Origin of the sequence: Pseudomonas rhizophila (genome assembly GCF_003033885.1) — a bacterium.
Lineage (GTDB): Bacteria > Pseudomonadota > Gammaproteobacteria > Pseudomonadales > Pseudomonadaceae > Aquipseudomonas > Aquipseudomonas rhizophila.
In genome coordinates this window covers 3067375-3091535 of the sequence record NZ_CP024081.1, presented here as the reverse complement: position 1 = coordinate 3091535, position 24161 = coordinate 3067375, and the positions used below count along the sequence as shown (strand labels likewise).

3 protein-coding genes (1 of these 3 running past the window's edge) are annotated in these 24161 nt (G+C 64.2%); all 3 read right to left on the bottom strand.

Annotated features, from left to right (window positions below):
* Tightly spaced (each overlapping or abutting the next), the 3 genes in view from CRX69_RS28240 to CRX69_RS14380 form a layout consistent with a single transcriptional unit that may run on beyond the window.
* Nucleotides 1–2911: the 5' portion of a condensation domain-containing protein gene (locus tag CRX69_RS28240; protein ID WP_420821172.1), read on the bottom strand. It extends 1829 nt beyond the left edge of the window; 2911 of the gene's 4740 nt are visible here — the first part of the coding sequence; the start codon lies at nt 2909–2911; the stop codon falls past the left edge of the window.
* A complete protein-coding gene (locus tag CRX69_RS14385; protein ID WP_420821171.1) occupies nt 2809–11922 on the bottom strand; it encodes an amino acid adenylation domain-containing protein in 9114 nt (3037 codons plus the stop codon). The genes CRX69_RS28240 and CRX69_RS14385 overlap by 103 nt, the downstream gene beginning before the upstream one ends.
* A complete protein-coding gene (locus CRX69_RS14380) occupies nt 11922–24161 on the bottom strand; it encodes a non-ribosomal peptide synthetase (RefSeq protein WP_107322203.1) in 12240 nt (4079 codons plus the stop codon). The genes CRX69_RS14385 and CRX69_RS14380 overlap by 1 nt, the downstream gene beginning before the upstream one ends.

Below are 24161 nucleotides of genomic sequence, written 5' to 3'. Positions count from 1 at the left end.
GGTTCAGGCGCCCCTCGTAGCCACTGAGCCGGTGTTTCCAGTAGTCAGCCTGACGCGCCAGTACGCCCTGCTCTTCCAGCGCCTGCTGCCACAAGGCGAAGTCATGGTACTGAATCTCCAGGGGCGCCAACGGCATCGGTTCACCCTTGAGGGATGCCTCGTAGACCTGCACCAGTTCGTTGATCAGCAGCCCCATCGACCAGCCATCGGAGATGATGTGATGCATGGCGTAGAGCAACACATGTTCGGTCGGCCCCAGGTGCAGAATCCGCCCGCGCAGCAGCGGTGCCTGCTCCAGATCGATCGGGGTGCGGGCATTTTCCAGCGTCGCCTGGGCCACCTGTTCCTGCCGGGCACTGGGCGACAGACCAGACAGGTCGATCACCGGGAAGTCCAGTCGGACCTCATCGGCAATCAGCGCCATCGGATCCCCTTCTTCGTTTTGGCGATACGCAGTGCGCAATACGTCATGACGGCGTACCACGTCGGCAAAGCTGCTCATCAGACGCTCCACCGACAACTCGCCGCACAGGCGCAGCGCCATGGGCATGCCATACGCCGAAGTGCCGCCGGACAATTGTTCGGCGACCCACAAACGTCGCTGCACCAACGACAGCGGCGCGGAACGGCGTGGCCCATGGGCCTGGAGCCACACCCCACGGGAATCGCTCGCCCGGACCGGTCCATCGACGGAGCCGGCCATCAGCGCCGCCAGCGCCTTGAGCTGCGGATGATCGAACAGGTCACGCAGGCTCAGCGGATAGCCGGTCAGCTTACGCAAGCGTGAAACGGCCTGGGTCGCCAGCAATGAGTGACCACCGCGCTCGAAGAAGTGGTCGTTGCGACCGACCTGTTCCAGCTCCAGCACCTCTTGCCAGACACCGGCAATCTGTTGCTCCAGCTCACCCTCGGGTGCCTCGTAACCACTTTGCGATAACCCGGTATCCACGGCTGGCAGGGCCTTGCGGTCGAGTTTGCCGTTGGGCGTCAGGGGCAGGTGTTCGAGGAACAACAGGTGCGTCGGGATCATGTAGTCGGGCAGATGCTCCTTGAGGCCTGCCTTGAGCTGGGCGCGCGCACTGCTTTCGTCCGCTTGCAACGCCGAAGCAACCACGTAGGCCACCAGTTGCTGACCGCCCGGAGCGTCCTGGGCCAGCACCGCTACATCATGCACCTGGGGTTGCTGCAGCAGCCGTGCTTCGATTTCTCCCAACTCGATGCGGAAGCCGCGGATCTTCACCTGATGGTCGATGCGGCCCTGATACTCGAGCACGCCATCGGCGCGATAACGGCTCAAGTCACCCGTGCGGTACAGCCGTTCGCCGGTTGTGGAAAACGGGTTGGGTACGTACTTCTCGGCGGTCATCGCGGCGCGGCCGAGGTAGCCACGGGTGATACCCGCGCCGCTCAGGTACAGCTCGGCTGAAACGCCCTGGGGCACCGCTTGCAGGTCGGCGTCGAGCAGGTAGCTGGCGGTGTGCTTGACGGGCCGGCCGATGTTCGCCGTGCCGCCGGCAGTGCGGCGGGTCCAGGTGGAATAGGTGGTGTCTTCCGAGGGGCCGTAAAGGTCGTAGACGTGCTCAATCCCTTGTGGGAGCACTCCTGTGGAAGCACAGTCTGTGGGAGCAAAGCTTGCTCGCGATGGCGGTGGGTCAGTTACACATGGGCCAGCCGATAGGATGCTATCGCGAGCAAGCTTTGCTCCCACAGGCTCTGTTCCTACTGGTTTTGCTTCCACTGGCTCGCTCCCACCGATGGGGTGCTGATACAGCGCATCCACCAGGCTTTGCTTCAGCGGTTCACCGGCCAGGTTYATGATGCGCACGCTGGCCGGAATCTCGCCGCTGCGCTGCAACGCGGCYATGGCCGAGGGCACGCTGTTGATCAYCCGTACTTGATCGCGGGCCGGCAGTTGCGGCAGCTCCAGGGCGTTGCGYGCGATGATCAGCGAACCGCCGTTGGCCAGGGTCACGAACAGCTCCCACACCGACAAGTCGAAGCACACCGAGGTCGAKGCGAGCACGCCCTGGATGTCATCGCGGCTGTAGACCGATCTGGACCAGTCGATCAGCGCCAGCACGTTGCGATGGGCAATCGCCACGCCCTTGGGCTGGCCGGTGGAYCCGGAGGTGTAGATCACGTAGGCGAGGTTGTCGGGCGTCACGGTTGTGCGCGGTGCGCTCAATGGGTAGTSCGCCAGGTCGAGCTGATCCAGCATGAGCACAGCGGTTTCGGCCGGCACGCTCAGCGTCGCCGCCACCGATTGTTCAGTCAGCAACACCCGCGCGCGGCTGTCGTCGAGCATGTAGGCCACGCGCTCGGCCGGGTAATCCGGGTCCAGCGGCACGTAGGCGCCACCGGCCTTGAGCACCGCCAGCAAGGCGATCAGCAGGTGCTCGGAGCGCGGCATCGCCACGCCCACACGCACTTCCGGGCCCACGCCCATTTCGATGAGTTTGTGGGCCAGGCGATTGGCGCGGCCATCGAGTTCGCTGTAGCTCAGTCGGGTATTGGCGAAGGTCACCGCCAGGGCGTCCGGCGTGGCCTCGGCCTGGCGAGCAATCATCTGATGGATGCACAGGTTTTGCTCGAACGGCGCGTCCAGCGGATTCCAGTCGTGGGTCAGGCGCTGATGCTCATCGAACTCCAGCATCGACAGTTCACTCAGGCAACGCTCGCCGCCATCGGTCATCTGTCCCAGCAACTGAGCCAGATGGGTCGCCAGCCGTTCTACCGTGGCCGCCGAGAAGCTCGCCTGCTGGTAGCTTATGTGCACCGACAGTTGCCGATCCAATCCCACCAACAGCGTCAATGGGTAGCTGGTTTGTTCCTGGGTGAGCGCCGGGCCAAAGCGCAAACCGTCCGGTGCGCCCTGTTCCAAGGCCTGGGCAATCGGGTAGTTCTCGAACACCAGCAAACTGTCGAACAGCGCTTCACCGCCCTGAAGCGCAAACCGTCCGGTGCGCCCTGTTCCAAGGCCTGGGCAATCGGGTAGTTCTCGAACACCAGCAAACTGTCGAACAGCGCTTCACCGCCCTGCCCGGCCCAGCGCTGGATGTCCAGCAACGCGGTGTGCTCAAACTCGCGCAGCGCCAGGTTCTGTGCTTGTAGCGCTTGCAGCCAACTGTCCAGGGACTGCTCGGCCCGAGGGCTGGCGATCACCGGCAGGGTGTTGATGAACAGGCCGATCTGCTGCTCGATACCGGGCAAGTCCGCCGGACGACCAGCCACCGTCGCGCCGAAGGCCACAGTGTCTTTGCCGGTGTAACGCTGCAACAGCAGCAGCCACGCGGCCTGCACCAGCGTGTTGACGGTGACTTTCGAGGCACGGGCGAAAGCTTCCAGACGGCGGGTCAGCGTCTCGTCCAGGACCTGCACGTGATCGCCGTAGCCCGTGTCGGCCTCCCCGGACTGCGCAATGGCATCGGCCAGCCGCGTCGGGGCCTCCAAACGTTGCAGCGCGGGCTTCCAGAACGCTTCGCTGGCGGCGCCATCCTGGCGTTGCAGCCAGGCGATGTAGTCCCGGTAGCGGCTGCCAGATGCAACGACGGGTTGGCTGCCGTAGCGCTGCAACACTTCCCCCAGCAACTGCGAGTTGCTCCAGCCGTCCATCAGAATGTGATGGCTGGTGTAGATCATGTGATAGCGGTCCTCTGCCACGCGCACCACCAGCAAGCGCAACAGCGGCGCCGCATCCAGCTCGAAACCCTGCTGGCGCTGCGCCAACGCCAGGGCGTCCAGATCCTGGGATGGATTCGCTGCGGCGCCTCCATCGTGGAACAGGAATGCAACCTCCATCTGCTTGTGTACAACCTGCAACGCCCGCTTGAAATCACCGTCCCAGACGAAACTGCTGCGCAGCACTTCATGGGTGTCCATGGCCGCCTGCCAGGCCTGGCGGAAGCGCTCGACGTCCAAGCCTGCGACATCAACACGCAGTTGATTGATGTAATTGCCGGCCTGCTGCTCATACAGCGTATGGAACAGCATGCCTTGCTGCATGGGCGACAACGGATAGATGTCTTCGATCTGCCGCGCAGCCAGCGGCAACGTGTCCAGCTGGGCCTGAGTCAACCCGGCCAGCGGGAAGTCCGACGGTGTGAAGCCCTGATGCCGGGTCTGGCAGCAGTGCTCGATCAACGCCTGCAGCTCCTGAGCGTAATCCAGGGCCAGCGCCTGGATCGTCGACTCATCGAACATCTGCGTGCTGAATGTCCAGTCGATGCTCAACTCACCCGCGTAGACGCTGCCATTGAGCGTCAGCCAATTGTCCAGCGGCGCCAGCGGGCTCTGTGGCGCGCCCGCCGATTCGCCGGCCGGAACAAACAGCCCAGCGGCGTCATCAGCAAATCCGCTGTCGAACTGGCCCAGATAGTTGAAGGTGATGCGTGGCACCGGCAACGCCTGCAGGGCACACCGCGTCGGCTCATCACCCAGGTAGCGCAGCACGGCGAATCCGAGGCCCTTGTCGGGTATCGCGCGCAATTGCTCCTTGATGGCCTTGATCGAATCCTCGGTGGTCACGGCCGGTGTCAACCGGACCGGAAACAGGCTGGTGAACCAGCCGACGCTGCGGCTCAAATCCAGATCATCGAACAGAGCCTCGCGGCCATGGCCCTCCAACTGAATCAAGGTCGAGGCCTCCCCGGTCCAGCGACCGATCACCCGGGCCAGGGCCGTCAGGAGCAGATCGTTGACCTGGGTGCGATAGGCCGCTGGCGCTTGCTGCAAGAGTTGGCGGGTCTGGTTTTTATCCAGCCGCGTCTGGACCTGCGCCCCATGACACCTGCGCAGTTCGCCCTGCGGCCGGTCACAGGGCAAATCGCCGCGAGCGCCCTCAAGTTGCCCTTGCCAGTACGCCATCTGGGTTTGGAACGCTGCACTGCCCGCATGGGTTTTCAAGCGTTGCGCCCAGGCCTGGGTGGCGCTGGTCTTGGCCGGCAGTTTCGGGGTCTGGCCGGCCTGCAATTGTTCATAAGCCTGTTGCAGGTCTTCCAGCAGAATGCGCCAGGACACCCCGTCCACCACCATGTGATGGATCACCAGCAACAGCCGTTGGCTGCCATCGGCCAGGTTCGCCAGGACACCGCGCAACAACGCGCCGCTTTCCAGGTCCAGGCTGCGCTGGGCTTGTTCGGCCAGGCGCTCCAGCGCCGGGGCATCTGCCACCTCAGCCGTCCACAACAGCGGTGAGCGACGCCAGATCGCCTGCTGTTCAGCGAGTGTTTGATGGCGAGCGGTCCAGGCGTCGTCCTCACGCCTGAAGGCCAGGCGCAAGGCATCGTGATGGGCAACCAATGCCTGCAACGCCTGCTCCAGATGCCCGGCGTGTAAAGGCCGCAACCCCTTGAGCAGCACCGACTGGTTCCAGTGATGAGGCTCGGCCATGGGCTGGTCGAAAAACCATTGCTGGAACGGCAGCAGCAGCGTCTCTCCCGTCACCGGCCCCTGATCGATAGCCAGCCCGCTGTCACCCAGGGTCGCCACGCTGGCCAGACCCTGGATGGTCTGATGTATGAACAGATCCTTGGGGCTAAAATGGATGCCTGCCTGACGGGCCCGGCTGACCATCTGGATGGAGACAATCGAATCGCCCCCCAGCTCGAAGAAGTTGTCGCTGAGCCCCACTTGCCCGCGCCCGAGCACGCTTTGCCAGATACCGGCCAACGCCTGTTCGATGGCGGTGACCGGTGCGATGTAAGCCTTGGGGTTGGCGGTGATATCGGCCTTGGGCAGCGCCTTGCGCTCCAGTTTGCCGTTGGGGCTGACGGGCATTTTTTCCAGCCACAACCAGTGCTGCGGCACCATGTAGTCGGGCAAGGCCTGGCTCAAATGCTCCTTGAGATGACCTTGCAGTGTCTGGCGAACGATGTCTTCGGCGGCCAGCAACTCGGCGCGCGCCGGCACCACGTAGGCCACCAGCAAGCTCCCGTCCTGAGCGATGACAACGGCTTCACGCACGTCGTCGTGCTCGGCCAGGCGCGCTTCAATTTCACCCAACTCGATGCGCAAGCCACGGATCTTCACCTGATGATCCATCCGCCCGGCGTATTCGATCACGCCATCGGCGCGGTAGCGCGCCAGGTCGCCGGTGCGATACAGGCGCTGACCATTGCCGAAGGGGCCGGTCACGAACCGCTCGGCCGTCAGCGCCGGACGTCGATGGTAACCACGGGCCAGGCCCTCGCCCGCCAGGTACAGCTCGCCGATCACCCCCACTGGCACCGGTGACAGTTCATCATCGAGGATGCAGGTGCCCAGGTTGGCAATCGGTTGACCGATCGGCACGCTGTCGCGCCCCTCCTCGACACAGGTCCAATGGGTCACGTCGATGGCCGCCTCGGTCGGACCGTAGAGGTTGTACAGGCCGGCGTTCGGCAGTTTGGCAAACACCTGCTGCTGCGCATCCACCGGCAAGGCTTCGCCGCTGCACACGATGCGTTTCAGGCTGGTGCATTCGGCCACGTGTGGGTCTTGCAGGAAAGCCTGCAACATCGAGGGCACGAAGTGCAGCGTGGTGATGCGCTGCGCGGTGATCAGTTCGATCAGTTGTGTCGGGTCGCGATGAGCGCCCGGCGCGGCCACCACCAGCGTCGAGCCGGTCAGCAGCGGCCAGAAAAACTCCCAGACCGACACGTCGAAACTGAACGGCGTTTTTTGCAGCACGCTGTCGTCCGCCTCCAGCCGATACGCGTCCTGCATCCAGCACAGCCGATTGACCAACGCCGAATGACGATTACCCGCGCCCTTGGGCTTGCCGGTGGAACCCGAGGTGTAGATCACATACGCCAGGTTTTCGCCGTCGAGTCTGACGTGCGGATTGGCGTCGCGGCCTGCTTGCAGCCCATCATCGGGCAGCTCCAGCACCAGGCTGCGCAGCCCCGGCGGGATCGGCAATTGTTCGAGCAAGTGGCTTTGGGTCAGCAGCAAACCGATACCGCTGTCTTCGAACATATAGGCCAGGCGCTCCCGTGGATATTCCGGGTCCAGCGGCACGTAGGCACCGCCGGCCTTGAGAATCGCCAACAGCCCCAGCACCATTTCCACGGAACGCTCCACGGCAATGCCCACCAGCACATCCGGACCGACACCCTGCTCGATCAGCCGGTGAGCCAAGCGATTGGCCCGAGCATTGAGCTGGGCATACGTCAGGCGTTGCTCGCCGAAAACCAGCGCCGGGGCGTCCGGGGTTCGCCGCACCTGCTCTTCGATCAACCCATGCACACTGCGATCGAGGGGGTATTGCGCCGTCGTCGCGTTCCAGTCGAGCAGCATCCGCCGCCGTTCGTCAGCATCCAGTAGCGCCCACTGCGCAACGGGCCGATGCAGGTCCTGCACCAGGCCTTGCAACAAGTTGAGCCAATGCCGGCCCATGCGCTCGATGGTGGCCGGCTCAAACAGATCCGTGGCGTAGGTCAGGGCGGCGTGCAGGCCTTGCGGGCTATCGCTGGTATCCAGGCTCAGGTCGAATTGTGCGGTGCGCTGTTCCCAGCCAAGCGGTTCGACCGCCAGGCCTGGCAAGGCATTGGCCAGTGCCGCACCGGTTTCGTTGCGGTGGTTGAACATGGCCTGGAACAACGGGCTGTGGCTCAGGTTGCGCTGCGGTTGCAAGGCATCGACCAATTGCTCGAACGGCAGGTCCTGATGCATCTGCGCCGCCATGGCTGTCTGCTTGAGTTGTTGCAGCAAATCCGCACCGGTCAGATCACGGTGGAATTCGGCCCGCAGCACCTGGGTATTGACGAAGAAACCGATCAACCGCTCGGTTTCCAGGCGATGACGGTTGGCAATCGGCACCCCGACGCGGATGTCGGCCTGACCGCTGTAGCGATGTAGCAGCGCCTGGAAAGAACCGAGCAACAGCACGAACAGCGTGACGTTTTCCCGTCGGGCCAGGGCTTTGAGGGCGTCGCTCAGCGAGCGATCCAGCACAATCGGCAAACGCGCGCCGCGCAGGCTTTGCTGCGCCGGGCGCGGATGGTCCGTGGGCAGCTCCAACAGCGGTTGCTCGCTGCCCAGTTGCCCGGTCCAGTAGGCCAGTTGTCGCTCCCGTTCGCCGGCGGCCATCCATTGCCGCTGCCAGACGGCATAGTCGGCGTATTGCACCGCCAGAGGCGGCAACTGCGCAGGCTGTTCCTGAATGAACGCCGAATACAGGCTCATCAGGTCGTCGACCATCACCTGCAACGACCAGGCGTCGGCAACGATGTGATGCACGGTCAGGACCAGAATGTGCTCCTGCTCGCTCAACTCCAGCAGCGCCACGCGCAACAGCGCCTCGCTCAGCAGGTCGAACGGGCGTTGCGTCTGCTGCTCGAGGAACGCCTGAATACTGGCCTCGTCAGCCACTGCCAGGCGTTGCTCGACGAAGTGGACCTGCCCTTGCGGGCGAATCACCTGGCAGGTGCGGCCATCGTCCTCCACGAACGCTGTGCGCAGGCTTTCGTGACGTTGCAGCAGCGCTTCAAAACTCTGGCGCAAGGCGATTTTGTCCAGCGCACCGCGCATCCGCAGCGCGGTCGGAATATTGTAGGCGGCGCTGTCGGGGTCCATTTTCCACAGGAACCACTGGCGTTCCTGGGCAAACGACAGCGGCAGCGGTGCGTCACGCGACACCGGCACCATCGCAGGCGCCAGTTCGCCTTGGCCGGCGTCGAGGGCATTGACGAAGTCCTGCAACGTGCTGTGTTCGAACAGGCTGCGCAGCGGCACCTCGATAGCCAACGCTCGACGGACCCGAGACACCACCTGGGTGACCAGCAGCGAGTGCCCGCCCAATTCGAAGAAGTTGTCCTCCAGCCCTACCCGCTCAAGCTTGAGCACCTCCTGCCAGATCGCCGCCACCTGTTGCTCACGCTGACTGCGGGGCGCCACGTAAAGCCGCTGCACTTCGCCCACATCGGGCGCCGGCAACGCCTTGCGATCGACCTTGCCATTGGGCGTCAGCGGCAGTTGTGCCAGGAACACCAAGTGCGCCGGAACCATGTACTCGGGCAATTGCGCCTTGAGCGCGGCCTTGAGCGAAGCGCGTAACGAAGCCTCGTCCGCTGCTTCACCGATCGCGAGCACCACGTAACCCACCAGTTGCGCACCGGTCGGGGCCTCATGGGCCACCACCACGGTTTCCCGCACAGTGTCCTGGGCCAGCAATGCGGCTTCGATTTCACCCAGCTCGATACGCAAGCCGCGAATCTTGACCTGATGGTCGATGCGTCCGATGTACTCGACCACGCCTTCGGCCCGATAACGGGTCAGGTCGCCGGTGCGGTACAGCCGCTCGCCACAGGTGGAGAACGGGTCAGGCACAAAACGTTCGGCGGTCAACGCCGGACGTTGAAAGTAGCCGCGGGCCAGCCCGTCGCCGCCGATCAGCAACTCACCCGGCGCGCCCGGAGGGTTGAGCGTCAGGTCACTGCCTACGATGTACAGGGCGGTGTTGTCCAGCGGCTTGCCCAGGAACGGACGGCTGTTTTCCAGACTCAGCGGATGCACCGCCGACCAGATCGTGGTTTCGGTCGGGCCATAGAGATTCCAGACCTTCGGCGAAAGTGCCAGCAGTCGTTGCGCCAACTCCAGGGGCAACGCCTCGCCGCCGCAGAGGAACGTGCGACCGGCCAGCACCGCCGAGTGCTCATGATCCAGCAACATGCGCCAGCTCGAAGGTGTGGCTTGCAGCACGCTCACGTCGTGACGCTCGATCAGCGCCAGCACCGCTTGTGGATCCTGATGCACGTCCTGGCCGGTCAGCACCACGCTGGCGCCGGCCGACAACGGCCCGTAGATTTCCAGGCCAAAAATGTCGAAGGAAAACGTCGTCAGCGACAGCATGCGATCGCTGGCCGTGATGCCTGGCCGGGCGATCATGCTGGTGACGAAGTTGCTCAGCGCGCCATGGCGGACCATGACGCCCTTGGGTTTACCGGTGGACCCGGAGGTGTAGATGACGTAGGCCAGGTGCTCGGTGGTCAATGGCACCGCCGGGCATGTGGACGGTGCGGCCTGCCACGCGGCGTCCGGCTGGTCCAGCAACAGGGTGCGCAGGGTCGCCGGGATCGGCAGTTGAGCCTGCAAGCGGGCCTGGGTCAGCAGCAACTCGATGCCGCTGTCCTGGATCATGTAGGCCAGGCGATCCTCGGGGTACGCCGGGTCCAGCGGCACATAAGCGCCGCCGGCCTTGAGAATCGCCAGCAGGCCGACAAGCATCTCGGCGCTGCGCTGCACCGCGATGCCCACCGGCTGGTCCGGCGTCACGCCCAGGCCAATCAAGCGGTGGGCGAGCTGGTTGGCGCAGGCCTCCAGTTGCCCGTAGCTCAAGGTCTGGCCATCAATGCTCAGCGCCAGTGCATCAGGCGTTATCCGCGCCTGTTCGGCGATGCGCTGGTGCACGCACAGGGCGTCGCTGCCATGGTCGACCACGCGGTGCCAGTCTTGCTGTGTGCGGCGCTGCTGGGCGGTGTCGAGCAGCGGCAACTCACCGATGCGCTGCTGCGGCGCATCGACGATGCCCTGCAACAGGTTCTGCCAGTGGCGGGCCAGGCGTTCGATGGTGTGGGGTTCGAACAGGTCGGTGGCGTAGGTCAGCTCCGCCGCGACACCCTGCCCGGTTTCATAAGTGCCCAGGGTCAGATCGAACTGGGCGGTGCGCCCTTCCCACACCAGATCTTCGACGCTCAAGTGCGGCAGTTGCAGTTGCCGGTCCTGGGTGTCGCTGGCGGTCTGGTGGTTGAACATGACCTGGAAGATCGGACTGTGGCTGAGGCTGCGCTCAGGTTGCAGGGCCTCGATCAACTGCTCGAACGGCAAGTCCTGATGAGCCTGGGCCGCCATGGCCGACTGCTTGACCTGCGCGAGCAAACGGTCGAACGGCAGTTGTCCATCCACATGGGCGTTGAGCACCTGGGTGTTGACGAAAAAGCCGATCAGACCCTCGGTCTCGACCCGATTGCGGTTAGCCACCGGCACGCCGACGCGGATCTGCGGCTGGCCGCTGTAGCGGTGCAACAAGGCCTGGAACGAGGCCAGCAAGACCATGAACAGACTGGCGCCTTCGCGCCGGGCCAACTGTTTGAGCGCCGCGCCCAGTTCCGGCGGCAGGTTCAGGTCCAGGCGCGCACCGCGAAAACTCTGCACGGGCGGGCGCGGATGATCGAGGGGCAACTCCAATACCGGTTGTTCGTCGCCCAGGGTCTGCACCCAATAGGCCAACTGCCGCTCACGCTCACCGGCCTCGAGCCAGTGACGCTGCCAGATCGCATAGTCGGCGTATTGCACGCTCAGCGCTGGCAACGCCAACGGCTGGCCGGCGGTGTCGGCCGCGTAGTGACGCACCAGCTCATCCACCAGCACCTGCATCGACCAGCCATCGGCAATGATGTGGTGCTGGATCAGCGCCAGCACGTGGTCGTCCTCGGCGATTTTCAACAGCGAAACCCGCAGCAACGGCCCCTGGCGCAAATCGAACGGGCGTGCGGTTTCAGCCTCGACGAACGCCTTGATGGCGTCGTCCTCGCTGGCCGACGGAGCGGCGGGCAAGGCCTGCACGGCGATGCCCAGGGACATATGCTGGTGGATAACCTGCACGGTCTGCTCGCCGTTCTCGCCGAAGGTGGTGCGCAAGCTTTCGTGGCGCTCGAGCAGTGCGTTGAAACTGCGCTCCAGGGCCGGCACGTCCAACTGCCCTTTGAGGCGCAGGGCACTGGGGATGTGGTAAGCCGAGCTGTGGGGATCCATTTGCCAGAGGAACCATTGACGTTCCTGGGCGTAGGAGAGCGGGATGTGTTCGAACCCGAGACGGACCTGGGGAATCGGCAGATTGGCCGGCGAGACGCCCTCTTCGAGCATTTTCTCCAGGTACAGCTTACGTTTGTCCAGCGGCAGAGTGATAAAGCGCTTGGCAATCGTCAAAGCAACACTCTTGTCCATCAGACTTCCTCCATTTCATCAAGCAGAGCTTGCAGCTTGCTGAGTTTCTGTTCATTGATTGGCGCATCCCCGGTGTCCAGTTGCGCGACAAAATCCCTCAGGACGGGGTGCTGGAAAATCAGTTGCGGGGTCAGGGTCAACCCCAGTTCGAGCGCCATGCGCGAGACGACATTGACCGCCAGCAGCGAATGGCCGCCCAGCTCGAAAAAGTGATCGTTCAGGCCCACGCGCTGCACCGTGAGCACCTGTGCCCAGATCGCCGCGACCTGCTGCTCAAGCTCAGTGACCGGAGCGACATAACCGGCCTGCAACCAGCCAGTGTCCACAGCCGGCAGGGCCTTGCGGTCGAGCTTGCCGTTGGGGGTCAGCGGCAATTGCTCGAGGAACAGCAGATGGGTCGGGATCATGTAGTCGGGCAGGTGCTCCTTGAGCCTGGCCTTGAGTTCATCGCGCAGTGCGCGTTGCTCCTCGGTGTCATCCAGATTCAGGGACGGAGCGACCACGTAGGCCACCAGTTGCTGGCCGCCCGACACGTCCTGGGCCAGCACCGCCACCTCACGCACCTGGGGCTGTTGCAGCAGCCGTGCTTCGATTTCTCCCAACTCGATGCGGAAGCCGCGGATCTTCACCTGATGGTCGATGCGGCCCTGATATTCGAGCACGCCATCGGCGCGATAACGGCTCAAGTCACCCGTGCGGTACAGACGTTCGCCGGTTGTGGAAAACGGGTTGGGTACGTACTTCTCGGCGGTCATCGCTGCGCGGCCGAGGTAGCCACGGGTGATGCCCGCGCCGCTCAGGTACAGCTCGGCTGAAACGCCCTGGGGCACCGCTTGCAGGTTGGCGTCGAGCAGGTAGCTGGCGGTGTGCTTGACGGGCCGGCCAATGTTCGCCGTGCCGCCGGCGGTGCGGCGGGTCCAGGTGGAATAGGTGGTGTCTTCCGAGGGGCCGTAAAGGTCGTAGACGTGCTCAATCCCTTGTGGGAGCACTCCTGTGGAAGCACAGTCTGTGGGAGCAAAGCTTGCTCGCGATGGTGGTGGGTCAGTTACACATGGGCCAGCCGATAGGATGCTATCGCGAGCAAGCTTTGCTCCCACAGGCTCTGTTCCTACTGGTTTTGCTTCCACTGGCTCYCTCCCACCGATGGGGTGCTGATACAGCGCATCCACCAGGTCGATCAGCGCCAGCACGTTGCGATGGGCAATCGCCACGCCCTTGGGCTGGCCGGTGGAACCGGAGGTGTAGATCACGTAGGCGAGGTTGTCGGGCGTCACGGTTGTGCGCGGTGCGCTCAATGGGTAGTCCGCCAGGTCGAGCTGATCCAGCATGAGCACAGCGGTTTCGGCCGGCACGCTCAGCGTTGCCGCCACGGATTGTTCAGTCAGCAACACCCGCGCGCGGCTGTCGTCGAGCATGTAGGCCACGCGTTCGGCCGGGTAATCCGGGTCCAGCGGCACGTAGGCGCCGCCGGCCTTGAGCACCGCCAGCAAGGCGATCAGCAGGTGCTCGGAGCGCGGCATCGCCACGCCCACACGCACTTCCGGGCCCACGCCCATTTCGATGAGTTTGTGGGCCAAGCGATTGGCGCGGCCATCGACTTCGCTGTAGCTCAGTCGGGTATTGGCGAAGGTCACCGCCAGGGCATCCGGTGTGGCCTCGGCCTGGCGAGCAATCATCTGGTGAATGCACAGCGCTTGTTCAAAGGGCGCATCAACCGGATTCCAGTCGTGGGTCAGGCGCTGATGCTCATCGAACTCCAGCATCGACAGTTCACCCAAGCAACGCTCGCCGCTATCGGTCATCTGGCCCAGCAACTGAACCAGATGGGTCGCCAGCCGTTCTACCGTGGCCGCCGAGAAGCTCGCCTGCTGGTAGCTCAGGTGCACCGACAGTTGCCGATCCAACCCCACCAACAGCGTCAATGGGTAGCTGGTTTGTTCCTGGGTGAGCGCCGGGCCAAAGCGCAAACCGTCCGGTGCGCCCTGTTCCAAGGCYTGGGCAATCGGRTAGTTYTCGAACACCAGCAAACTGTCGAACAGCGCTTCACCGCCCTGCCCGGCCCAGCGCTGGATGTCCAGCAACGCGGTGTGCTCRAACTCGCGCAGCGCCAGGTTCTGTGCTTGTACCGCTTGCAGCCAACTGTCCAGGGACTGCTCGGCCCGAGGGCTGGCGATCACCGGCAGGGTGTTGATGAACAGGCCGATCTGCTGCTCGATACCGGGCAAGTCCGCCGGACGACCGGCCACCGTCGCGCCGAAGGCCACGGTGTCTTTGCCGGTGTAACGCTGCAACAGCAGCAGCCACGCGGCCTGCACCAGCGTGTTGACGGTGACTTTCGAGGCACGGGCGAAAGCTTCCAGACGGCGGGTCAGCGTCTCGTCCAGAACCTGCACGTGATCGCCATAACCGGCGCCGGTCTGGGTCGGCGAAGCAACGGCATCGGCCAGCCGCGTCGGGGCCTCCAAACGTTGCAGCGCAGGTCTCCAGAACGCTTCGCTGGCGGCGCCATCCTGGCGTTGCAGCCAGGCGATGTAGTCGCGGTAACGACTGCCGTGCACCGTGACGCTCTGGCCGCTGTAGCGCTGCAACACTTCCCCCAGCAACTGGGAATTGCTCCAGCCGTCCATCAGGATGTGATGATGGGTGTAGATCAACTGATAGCGCTGCTCATCGAGCCGCACGATCAGCAGCCGCAACAGGGCCGGCGCGCTCAGGTCCAGCTGCCGACGCTCGGCTTCGGCCAGGGCCTGCAAGGTTTCATCGGGCTGCGCATCGTCCCGCAAATCATGCAAGCGGTAAGGCAAGTCCAATTGCTTGCTGACGATCTGCACCGGATCTGGCAGGTCACCCTGCCAGACAAACCGTGTGCGCAGGATGTCATGGGCGTCCACCGCCGCCTGCCAGGCTTGACGGAAACGTTGCGGCTCCAGGCCTTCAACATCCAGGCGCAATTGGTTGATGTAGTCGCCCGTGGCGTCGCCGTAGACGCTATGGAACAGCATCCCTTGTTGCATCGGCGACAGTGGATACAGGTCGGCGATCTGCGCCATCGCCACCGGCAATCCATCGAGTTGCTGCTGGTTCAGGCGGGCCAGGGGGAAGTCCGAAGGCGTCACGCCGCCATGCTCGGCGTGGCAGCAATGTTCGATCAAGCCTTGCAGCTCGCGGGCGTAATCGTCGGCCAGGGCCTGAACGGTGGCTTCGTTGAACTGCTCGCGGCTGAAGGTCCAGCCCAGGTTCAGTTCGCCGCCAAACACTTGGCCGTTAAGCGCCAGGACGTTGGACAGCGGAGCCTGGGCGTTCAATTCATCGCCGGCGCCTTCGCTGGCCGGCACGAACAAGGCACCTTGCGCTTCGCTGAAGCTGGCATCGAACTGCCCCAGGTAATTGAAGGTCAGCTGCGGTACCGGCAGCCGGGCAAGGATCGCCTGCGTCGGGTTATCCGCCAGATGAGCCAAGGCACCGAAACCCAGGCCTTTGTTGGGGATCGAGCGCAACTGCTCCTTGATCTGCTTGAGAGAGGTCCCCAGGTCCATCGACGGCGTCAGTCTGGCCGGGTACAGGCTGGTGAACCAACCGACGGTGCGGGTCAGGTCCACGTCATCGAACAACGCTTCGCGGCCATGGCCTTCGAGCTGGATCAACGCGCTGTCGGTGCCGGTCCAGCGCACCATGACCCGGGCCAAAGCGGTGAGCAGCAGATCATTGACCTGGGTGCGATAGGCCTTGGGCGCGTCTTGCAGCAGTTGGCGGGTCAATGAAGCATTGAGCCGGGTGCGTACCGTCAGCGCGAGGTGGTTGTGCTGGCCACCCTGGGGATTGTCCATCGGCAACCGCCCATCGACACCCTCCAGCCGGGTCTGCCAGTAGGCCAGTTCTTCCTGCAACGACGCGCTGCGGGCATAACCTTGCAAACGTTCGGTCCAGACCTGTGCCGAGGTGGTTTTCGCCGGCAACTGCAGCATCCCGCCGTCGGCCAGTTGCCGGTAGGCGCTTTGCAGATCGTCAAACAGAATCCGCCACGACACGCCATCCACCACCAGGTGATGGATCACCAGCAACAGCCGCTGGCTGCCATCGGCCAGCGTCGCCAGCACCGCCCGCAGCAGTGGCCCGTCTTGCAGGTCCAGGCTGCGTTGCGCGCGGTTGGCAATGTTTTCCAGCGCCTGGGCGTCAGGCACGTCCACCGCCCAAAGCAGCTCTGCGCAGTGGCTGGCCGGGGACCGGTAAGTGGCCTGCCAGCCCTCACTGCGTTCGCTGAAGCTCAAGCGCAGGCCATCGTGGTGCACCACCAGCGCGCTCAAGGCTTGCGCCAGCACGCGGGCATCCAGAGCATGCGTGGGTTTGAGCATCACCGCCTGGTTCCAGTGCTGACGCTCAGGGATCGCCTGCCCGAAGAACAGCCGTTGCACCGGCAACAGGGTCAGCGTACCGCTCACCGGCCCTTGATCGATGACGTGCGTGGTTTCACCCGAACGCGCCACTACCGCCAACGCTTCGATGGTCTGGTGCTGGAACAAGTCTTTGGGGGTGAAGTGAATACCGGTCTGACGGGCGCGGCTGACCACCTGGATCGAGACGATGGAATCGCCCCCCAGTTCGAAGAAGTTATCCCGCAGGCCGACTTGCCCGAGCTTGAGCACGTCCTGCCAGATGGACGCCAGTTGCTGCTCCAGGGTGCTGCGCGGTGCCACGTAGCGTTGCTGCAATTGACTGACGTCAGGCTTGGGCAGGTTCTTGCGGTCGAGCTTGCCGTTGGGGGTCAGTGGCAGGCGTTCGAGCAGCAGCAGATAGGCCGGAACCATGTGCGCCGGCAGGGTGGCCTTGAGTTGGTCGCGCAGGTGCTCGGTGAAATCGGCACGCGGCGCCATTGATTCATCGGCCACCACATAGGCCACCAGACGCTTGCCGCTGCCGGCGCTGCCTTCCTGGGCGACCACCACCGCTTCACGCACGCCCTCGAGGGCTTGCAGGCTGGCTTCGACCTCTCCCAGTTCGATACGGAAACCACGAATCTTCACCTGGTTGTCGATGCGGTCCAGGTAATCGAACGTGCCGTCGGCGCGCTGGCGCACCAGGTCGCCGGTGCGGTACAGCAAGCCACCACCAGCACTGAACGGGTCGGCGATAAACCGCTCGGCCGTCAAGCCTGGGCGGTTGAGGTAACCACGAGCCAGACCGCTGCCGCCCAGGTACAGCTCACCGGCCATGCCTTGGGGCAGCAGGTTCAGGTCGGCGTCCAGCACGTAAGCGCTGCGGTCGCCGATGCGGCTGCCGATGGGCGCATACGCGGCGGCGCACACCTCGTCACGACCCGCTTTCCAGATCAGCGGCGTGACCACGGTTTCGGTCGGGCCGTAGCCGTTGATGATGAAATCTGGATTCAAGGCACGCTTGACCCGTTCGAAACTGGCGTTGGCCACCGCATCGCCGCCAAAGCAATAGATCCGCACCTTCGGCGGGTTGCCTTCGCGCTCGGCGTGTTCGGCCAGTTGTTGCAGGTACACCGGCGGGAACGCCACCACCGTCACAGCGTGCTCGCGCAGGGCGTTGTAGGTTTGTGCCGGGGTCCACAGGCTGTCATCGCGAATCAGCAAGGAGGCACCGTGGGTCAGGCTGGTGAGCCAGCGCTCATGGGCACCGTCGAAAGCGAAGGACATGAAATGGAATTCGCAATCGCTGCTGTGCATTTCATAGCGCTCGCCGATGGCCTGGCAGTGCATCGCCAGCGGACCATGGGCCACACTCACACCCTTGGGATTTCCGGTGGAACCGGAGGTGTAGATCACATAGGCGAGGTTTTGCGGGTCGATCTGGACGGACGGTGCGCTCACCGGTTGCAGGCTCAGGTCCAGGCGATCGAGTTCCAGCACCTGGGCGGCGCCTTCCAACGGCAACTGCGCCGACACCCGGGAGTCGGTGAGCAACAACGCCAGCCCTGAATCCTCGATCAGGTACGCCAGGCGTTCACGGGGATAGCCGGTGTCCAGCGACACATAAGCACCTCCGGCCTTGAGCACCGCCAGCAGCGCGACAATCACCCCTTCGCTGCGCGGCAAGGCCACGCCGACCCGGGTTTCCGGGCCCACACCATGGGCCATCAGTGCGTGGGCCAATTGGTTCGCCCGCCGCTCGATGTCGCCATAACTGAAACGCTGACCGTCAAAGATCACCGCCGTGCTGTGCGGGTTTAGCGCTGCCAGATGGGCGATGCGCTGGTGTACGGCAATGTCGGTCGGGTATGGCTGCGGATGGTTGGCCGCCTGTTGCCGAGCCTGCTCCTCGGCGCCGGCCAAGGCGATTTCCCCCAGGTTGCGCAGCGCCGATTCGGCGAAGCGTTCCAGCAGTTGCAACAGGTGCTCGCTGATGCCGGCGATGGCCGCCGGGCTGAAATGCGCCCGGTCGAAGCTGTAGTGCAGCGCCAGGCTCTGGCCAATGGTCACCGCAACACTCAACGGATAATGGGTTTGCTCCTGGTGAGTGACCTCACCGAACACCACGCCCTGCCCGGCGCCTTCTTGCAGGGCCTGAGCGATGGGGTAGTTTTCGAACACCAGGATGTTGTCGAACAGCGCTTCGCCGCCCTGCCCGGCCCAGCGCTGGATGTCGGCCAACGGCGTGTGCTCGAAATCGCGCAGGCTCAGGTTCTGCGCCTGCACCGCTTGCAGCCAGGCGCCGACCGACTGATCCGGGCGCGGCGCGGCGATCACCGGCAACGTGTTGATGAACAGGCCGACCTGTTGCTCGATGCCCGGCAAGTCCGCCGGACGCCCGGCCACAGTGGCACCAAAGGCCACACAGTCGTGACCGGTATAGCGTTGCAGCAACAACAGCCACGCCGCTTGCACCAGGGTATTGAGGGTGACTTTCTGCTGGCGGGCAAACTGTTCCAGGGCCTGGGTGCGCGGGACATCCAAGGTCTGGAAATGATCGCCATGACCGCTGGGGATTTCACTGGCGGACATCACTCGCGCCAAGCGGGTCGGCTCCTGCAAAGTCGCCAGTTGAGCGCTCCAGAACGCCTCGCTCAATTGCCCGTCCTGACGTTGCAGCCAGGCGATGTAATCGCGATAGCGCCCGATGGCGCTGGCCGACGTGCGGCCGCTGTAGCGTTGCATCACCTCACCGAGCAGCTGCGAATTGCTCCAGCCGTCCATCAAGATGTGGTGATAGGTGTAGATCAAATGCCATTGCCCGGCGCCGGTCTGCACCAGCACCAGGCGCAACAGCGGCGCCTGGCTCAGATCGAAACCTTGCGCTCGCTCGCTATCGGCCAGCGCGGCAAGGGCCTGCGACGGATCACTATGCTCGCGCCAGTCCAGCACCGTGAATGGCAATTGCACCTTCTTGTGGACGATCTGCAGCGGCTGCTGCAATTGCCCCTGCCAGACGAAGCCGCTGCGCAAGATGTCCTGCGCATCGACGGTGGCTTGCCAAGCGGCGCGGAAACGTTCGGTGTCCAGGCCTTGCACGTCCACCCGCAACTGGTTGACGTACTCACCGGCGGCCTGCTCGTAGAGGGTGTGGAACAACAGCCCCTGTTGCATCGGCGACAGTGGATAGAGATCGTCGAGCTGGCCGGCCGGCACCGGCAGCCCGTCGAGTTGCGCCTGAGTGACAGGCGCCATCGGGAAATCCGACGGTGTGGCTTGCGGCGTGACCAGGTTGGCGCAGTGTTCGATCAGCGCCTTGAGCTCAATGGCGTATCGATCGACCAGTTGCTGCACGGTCGCGCGGTCGAACATCTCACGGCTGAACCCCCAGCTCATCGCCAGTTCGCCGCCATAGACCTGACCTTCCACGGTCAGCCAGTTGGCCAGGGGTGCCGTCGGGTCCTGGGCGACGCCACTGCCTTCGCTGGAGGGCACGAACAACGCCGCCTCATCGAACTGCCGGTCGAACTGGCCGAGATAGTTGAACGTGATGCGCGGTGGCGCCAGGTCCGCCAGTTCGGCGCGCACCGAAGGTGCCGCCAAATGACGCAGCACGCCATAACCCAGGCCTTTGTCCGGGACGCCGCGCAGGTGTTCCTTGATCGCCTTGATCGACCCACCGAGATCGTCGCTGGCCGTCAGTTTCACCGCGAACAGGCTGGTGAACCAACCCACCGTCCGGGTCAGGTCGATGTCATCGAACAGCGCTTCACGGCCATGACCTTCCAGTTCGATCAGCGTGTCCGGCTGCCCACTCCAGTGACGGATGGTGCGGGCCAGCGCGGTCAGCAGCAGATCGTTGACCTGGGTGCGATACGCGGCAGGCGCCCGTTGCAGCAATTGTCGGGTCAGTTCGGCATCCAGACGCCATTCGATCTTCGCGCCGTGGGCATTTTCCAGGCTGCCTTGGGGCCGATCACACGGCAGGTCCAGCGCGCCTTGGTGCTGGGCTTTCCAGTAGGCCAACTGATCGTCGAAGCGCGGCGCTTCGGCGTTCAGACGCGCGGTCCAGCTCTGGAATGCGCTGGTCTTGGCCGGCAAGGTCACGCCGCCACCCGCCGCCAGTTGTTCGTAAGCCTGCTGCAAATCTTCCAGCAACACCCGCCACGACACACCGTCTACCACCAGGTGATGGATGACCAGCGCCAGCCGCTGACTGCCGTCGGCCAGATTCACCAACATGGCGCGCAACAGCGGCCCTTCTTGCAGGGAGAGGCTGCGCTGCGCCTCGTCGCACAGCGCATTCAGTTGCTCGGCGGATTGGGCATCGCGCAACCACAGATCAGCGCTTTGCCGCAGCAGTCCGTGGCTCTGCTGCCAGCCGTCCGCGCCCGGCACAAAGCGCAGGCGCAGGGCATCGTGATGATTGATCACGCAGGTCAGCGCCGCATCGAGCCATTGCCCATTCAAGGGCTCGCGAGCGGTCAGCAGCAGCGACTGATTCCAGTGCTCACGGGCGTTCATCGGCCGCGAGAAAAACTGCTGCTGGATCGGCCCGAGGAGAGCCGCGCCGGTGATAGGCCCCTGGTCCACCGCACTGTGATGGTCGAGGCTGGCGACCAGGGCCAGGCTGCGCACGGTCTGGTACTGGAACAGATCACGCGGATTGATGCCGATACCGACCTGCCGCGCACGGCTCACCACTTGAATGGAGATGATCGAATCACCGCCCAGCTCGAAGAAATTGTCTTCGAGGCCGACCCGCTCCAACCCGAGTACGTCCTGCCATATTTCAGCAAGCGCGATCTGCAGCGCATCCTGCGGCGCGACGAACGCCTGCTGCGGCGCCGCGTCCGGTTGCGGCAGGGCCTTGCGGTCCAGTTTGCCGTTGGCGGTGACCGGTAATCTGGCCAACGGCATCAGGTAGGTCGGCACCATGTATTCCGGCAGACTGCCCAGCAGCCACGCTTTGAGGTCCTGCTGCCACTGCTCGTGCGGGTGGGTGTTTTCCAGCACCAGATAACCCACCAGATGCTTGCCGTCCTGCACCAACACCACCGCCTCGCGCACCAGCGGGTGCTGCATCAGGCGGGTTTCGATTTCGCCCAGCTCAATGCGCAGGCCACGCAGCTTGACCTGATGGTCGAGGCGGCCAAGGTATTCGATCACCCCGTCGGCACGCTGGCGCACCCGGTCGCCGGTGCGGTACAGGCGCGCGCCGTCATGGAAGGGGCACGGCACAAAACGCTCGGCGGTCAGCGCCGGGCGCTGGTGATAACTGCGCGCCAGCCCCGCTCCGCCCAGGTACAACTCGCCAGGCACGCCGTACGGCACCGGCACCAATTGGGCGTCGAGCACGTGGGTGCGCAGGTTGGCGATCGGCCGACCGATCGGCACGCAATCGGCACCTTCGTCGACGCATGTCCAGTGGGTCACGTCGATGGCCGCTTCGGTCGGCCCGTACAGGTTGTAGAGGCTGGCGTTCGGCAGTTTGGCGAAGACCTGTTTCTGCGCATCCAGCGGCAAGGCTTCGCCGCTGCAGACGATGCGCCTTAGCCCTTCACAGGTTTGCACGCCCGGCTCATGGATAAACGCCTGCAGCATCGACGGCACGAAGTGCAGCGTGCTGATGCGGTAACGGTTGATGATATCGATCAATTGCAGCGGGTCGCGGTGCGCACCCGGCGCGGCCACCACCAGACACGCACCAGCCATCAGCGGCCAGAAGAATTCCCACACCGACACGTCGAAGCTGAACGGCGTTTTTTGCAACACCGCATCGCTGTCATCCAGGCCGTAAGCCTGCTGCATCCAGCACACACGGTTGACCAGAGCCGCGTGACTGTTGCCCGCGCCCTTGGGTCTGCCAGTGGAACCGGAGGTGTAGATCACATAGGCCAGACTCAACGGATCAACCGTCACCTCGGGGCGACGCTCGCTGTAACCGTCGAGCCAGCCACTCGGCTGATCGAGCAGAATCACGCTGACGCCATTGGTTGGCAGCTCCGCCGCCAGCGAGCGCTGGGTCAGCAGCAACGCGATGCCGCTGTCTTCGATCATGTAGGCCAGGCGATCCTGCGGGTACTCCGGGTCCAGCGGCACATAGGCGCCACCGGCCTTGTGGATCGCCAGCAGGCCGACCACCATTTCCACCGAACGCTCGACGCAGATCCCCACCAGCGTGTCCGGCCGCACACCGCGCTCACGCAGCAGATGGGCCAGGCGGTTGGCGCGGGCATCCAGTTGGGCGTAGCTCAGGCTTTGTTCGCCAAACAACAACGCCGGAGCATCCGGGGTGCGCGCCACCTGGGCTTCAATCAGTTGATGCATGCAGCGATCGGTCGGATAGCGTTGGGCCGTGGCATTGCCACCGTGCACCAGGGTGCTGTGCTCGTCGGCGTCGAGCAGCGGCAATTCGCCGATGCGTTGCGACGGATCAGCGACCATCGCCGCCAGCAGACGCAACCAATGCCTGGCCATGCGCGCGATGGTTGGCGCTTCGAACAGGTCGTTGGCGTACGTCAGCGCGGCGTGCAGCTTGCCGGCCTTTTCGTAGGTGTCCAGGGTCAGGTCGAACTGGGTGGTGCGACCCTGCCAGTCGAGCATGCCGAGTTCCAACCCGGACGCGGTGCTGACCGTGGTGAGGTCGGCTACGTGCGGCTGATGGTTGTACATCACCTGGAACAGCGGCGTATGGCTGAGGCTGCGTTCCAGCTTCAGGGCTTCGACCAGACGCTCGAATGGCAGGTCCTGATGGGCCTGGGCACCGAGCGCGGTCTCTTTGACTGCGCGCAGCAAATCGGCAACCCGCGTCTGCCCGTCCAGTTCGGTGCGCAGCACCTGGGTGTTGACGAAGAAGCCGATCAGGCCTTCGATTTCATCGCGATTGCGGTTGGCGATCGGCACACCGACGCGGATATCGGACTGGCCGCTGTAGCGATGCAACAGCACATTGAACGCACCGAGCAACAGCATGAACAGCGTGATGCCATGCTGCTGGGCGGTGCTGCGCAGTTGCTCCGCCAAAACGGCGTCGATGGCAAACTCATGACGACTGCCGCGATAGCTCGGCATGGCCGGGCGCGAGTGATCGGTCGGCAGCTCGAGCACCGGATGCTCGCTGCCCAGTTGCGCCTGCCAATACTCGAGTTGCCGCGCCTGCTCGCCCGCTTCGAGCCAGCGGCGCTGCCACAGGGCGTAGTCGCTGTACTGGATCGGCAGCGGCGCGAGTTGCGGCGACTGCCCCGCTTCATGGGCGTCATAGCAGCGGATGAATTCGTCGATCAGCACGTTCATCGACCAGCCGTCGGAGACGATGTGGTGCAAGGTCAGCAACAGCACGTGTTCCTGCTCGTCGAGCTTGAGCAGCTTGACCCGCAGCAGCGGCCCAACCGCCAGATCGAACGGCAGCAGTGACTGTTGCTGCGCCGCCTCGGCCACTGCCTGTTCGCGCTCGGCGGCCGGCAAGGCACTGAAATCCTGTTGCTCGATCAGCAGCGGCGCGCAGGTCGGCACTTGCAACAGGCTATCGTCCGCCTGACGCTGGAACACCGTACGCAGGGTTTCGTGACGCGCGACGAGGCTGGCGAAGGCCTGCTCCAGCGCCGTCAGGCTCAACGCGCCCTTGAGCCGCACCGCCCCCGGCAGGTTGTAGGCCGCGCTGCCGGGCTCCAGCTGCCAGAGGAACCACATGCGCTGCTGGGCGTAGGACAAGGCTTGGCGATCTTCGGCTTCAACGCCCTGGGGGATGGGGAAACCGCTGAACTCGACGCCCTCCTTGTCCAGCGCCGCCAGGAACATCCGGCGCTTGTCCAGGGGCAACCCGATAAACTGGCGAGCAAGTTTCAAGGCGTCTTCAGCATTCAT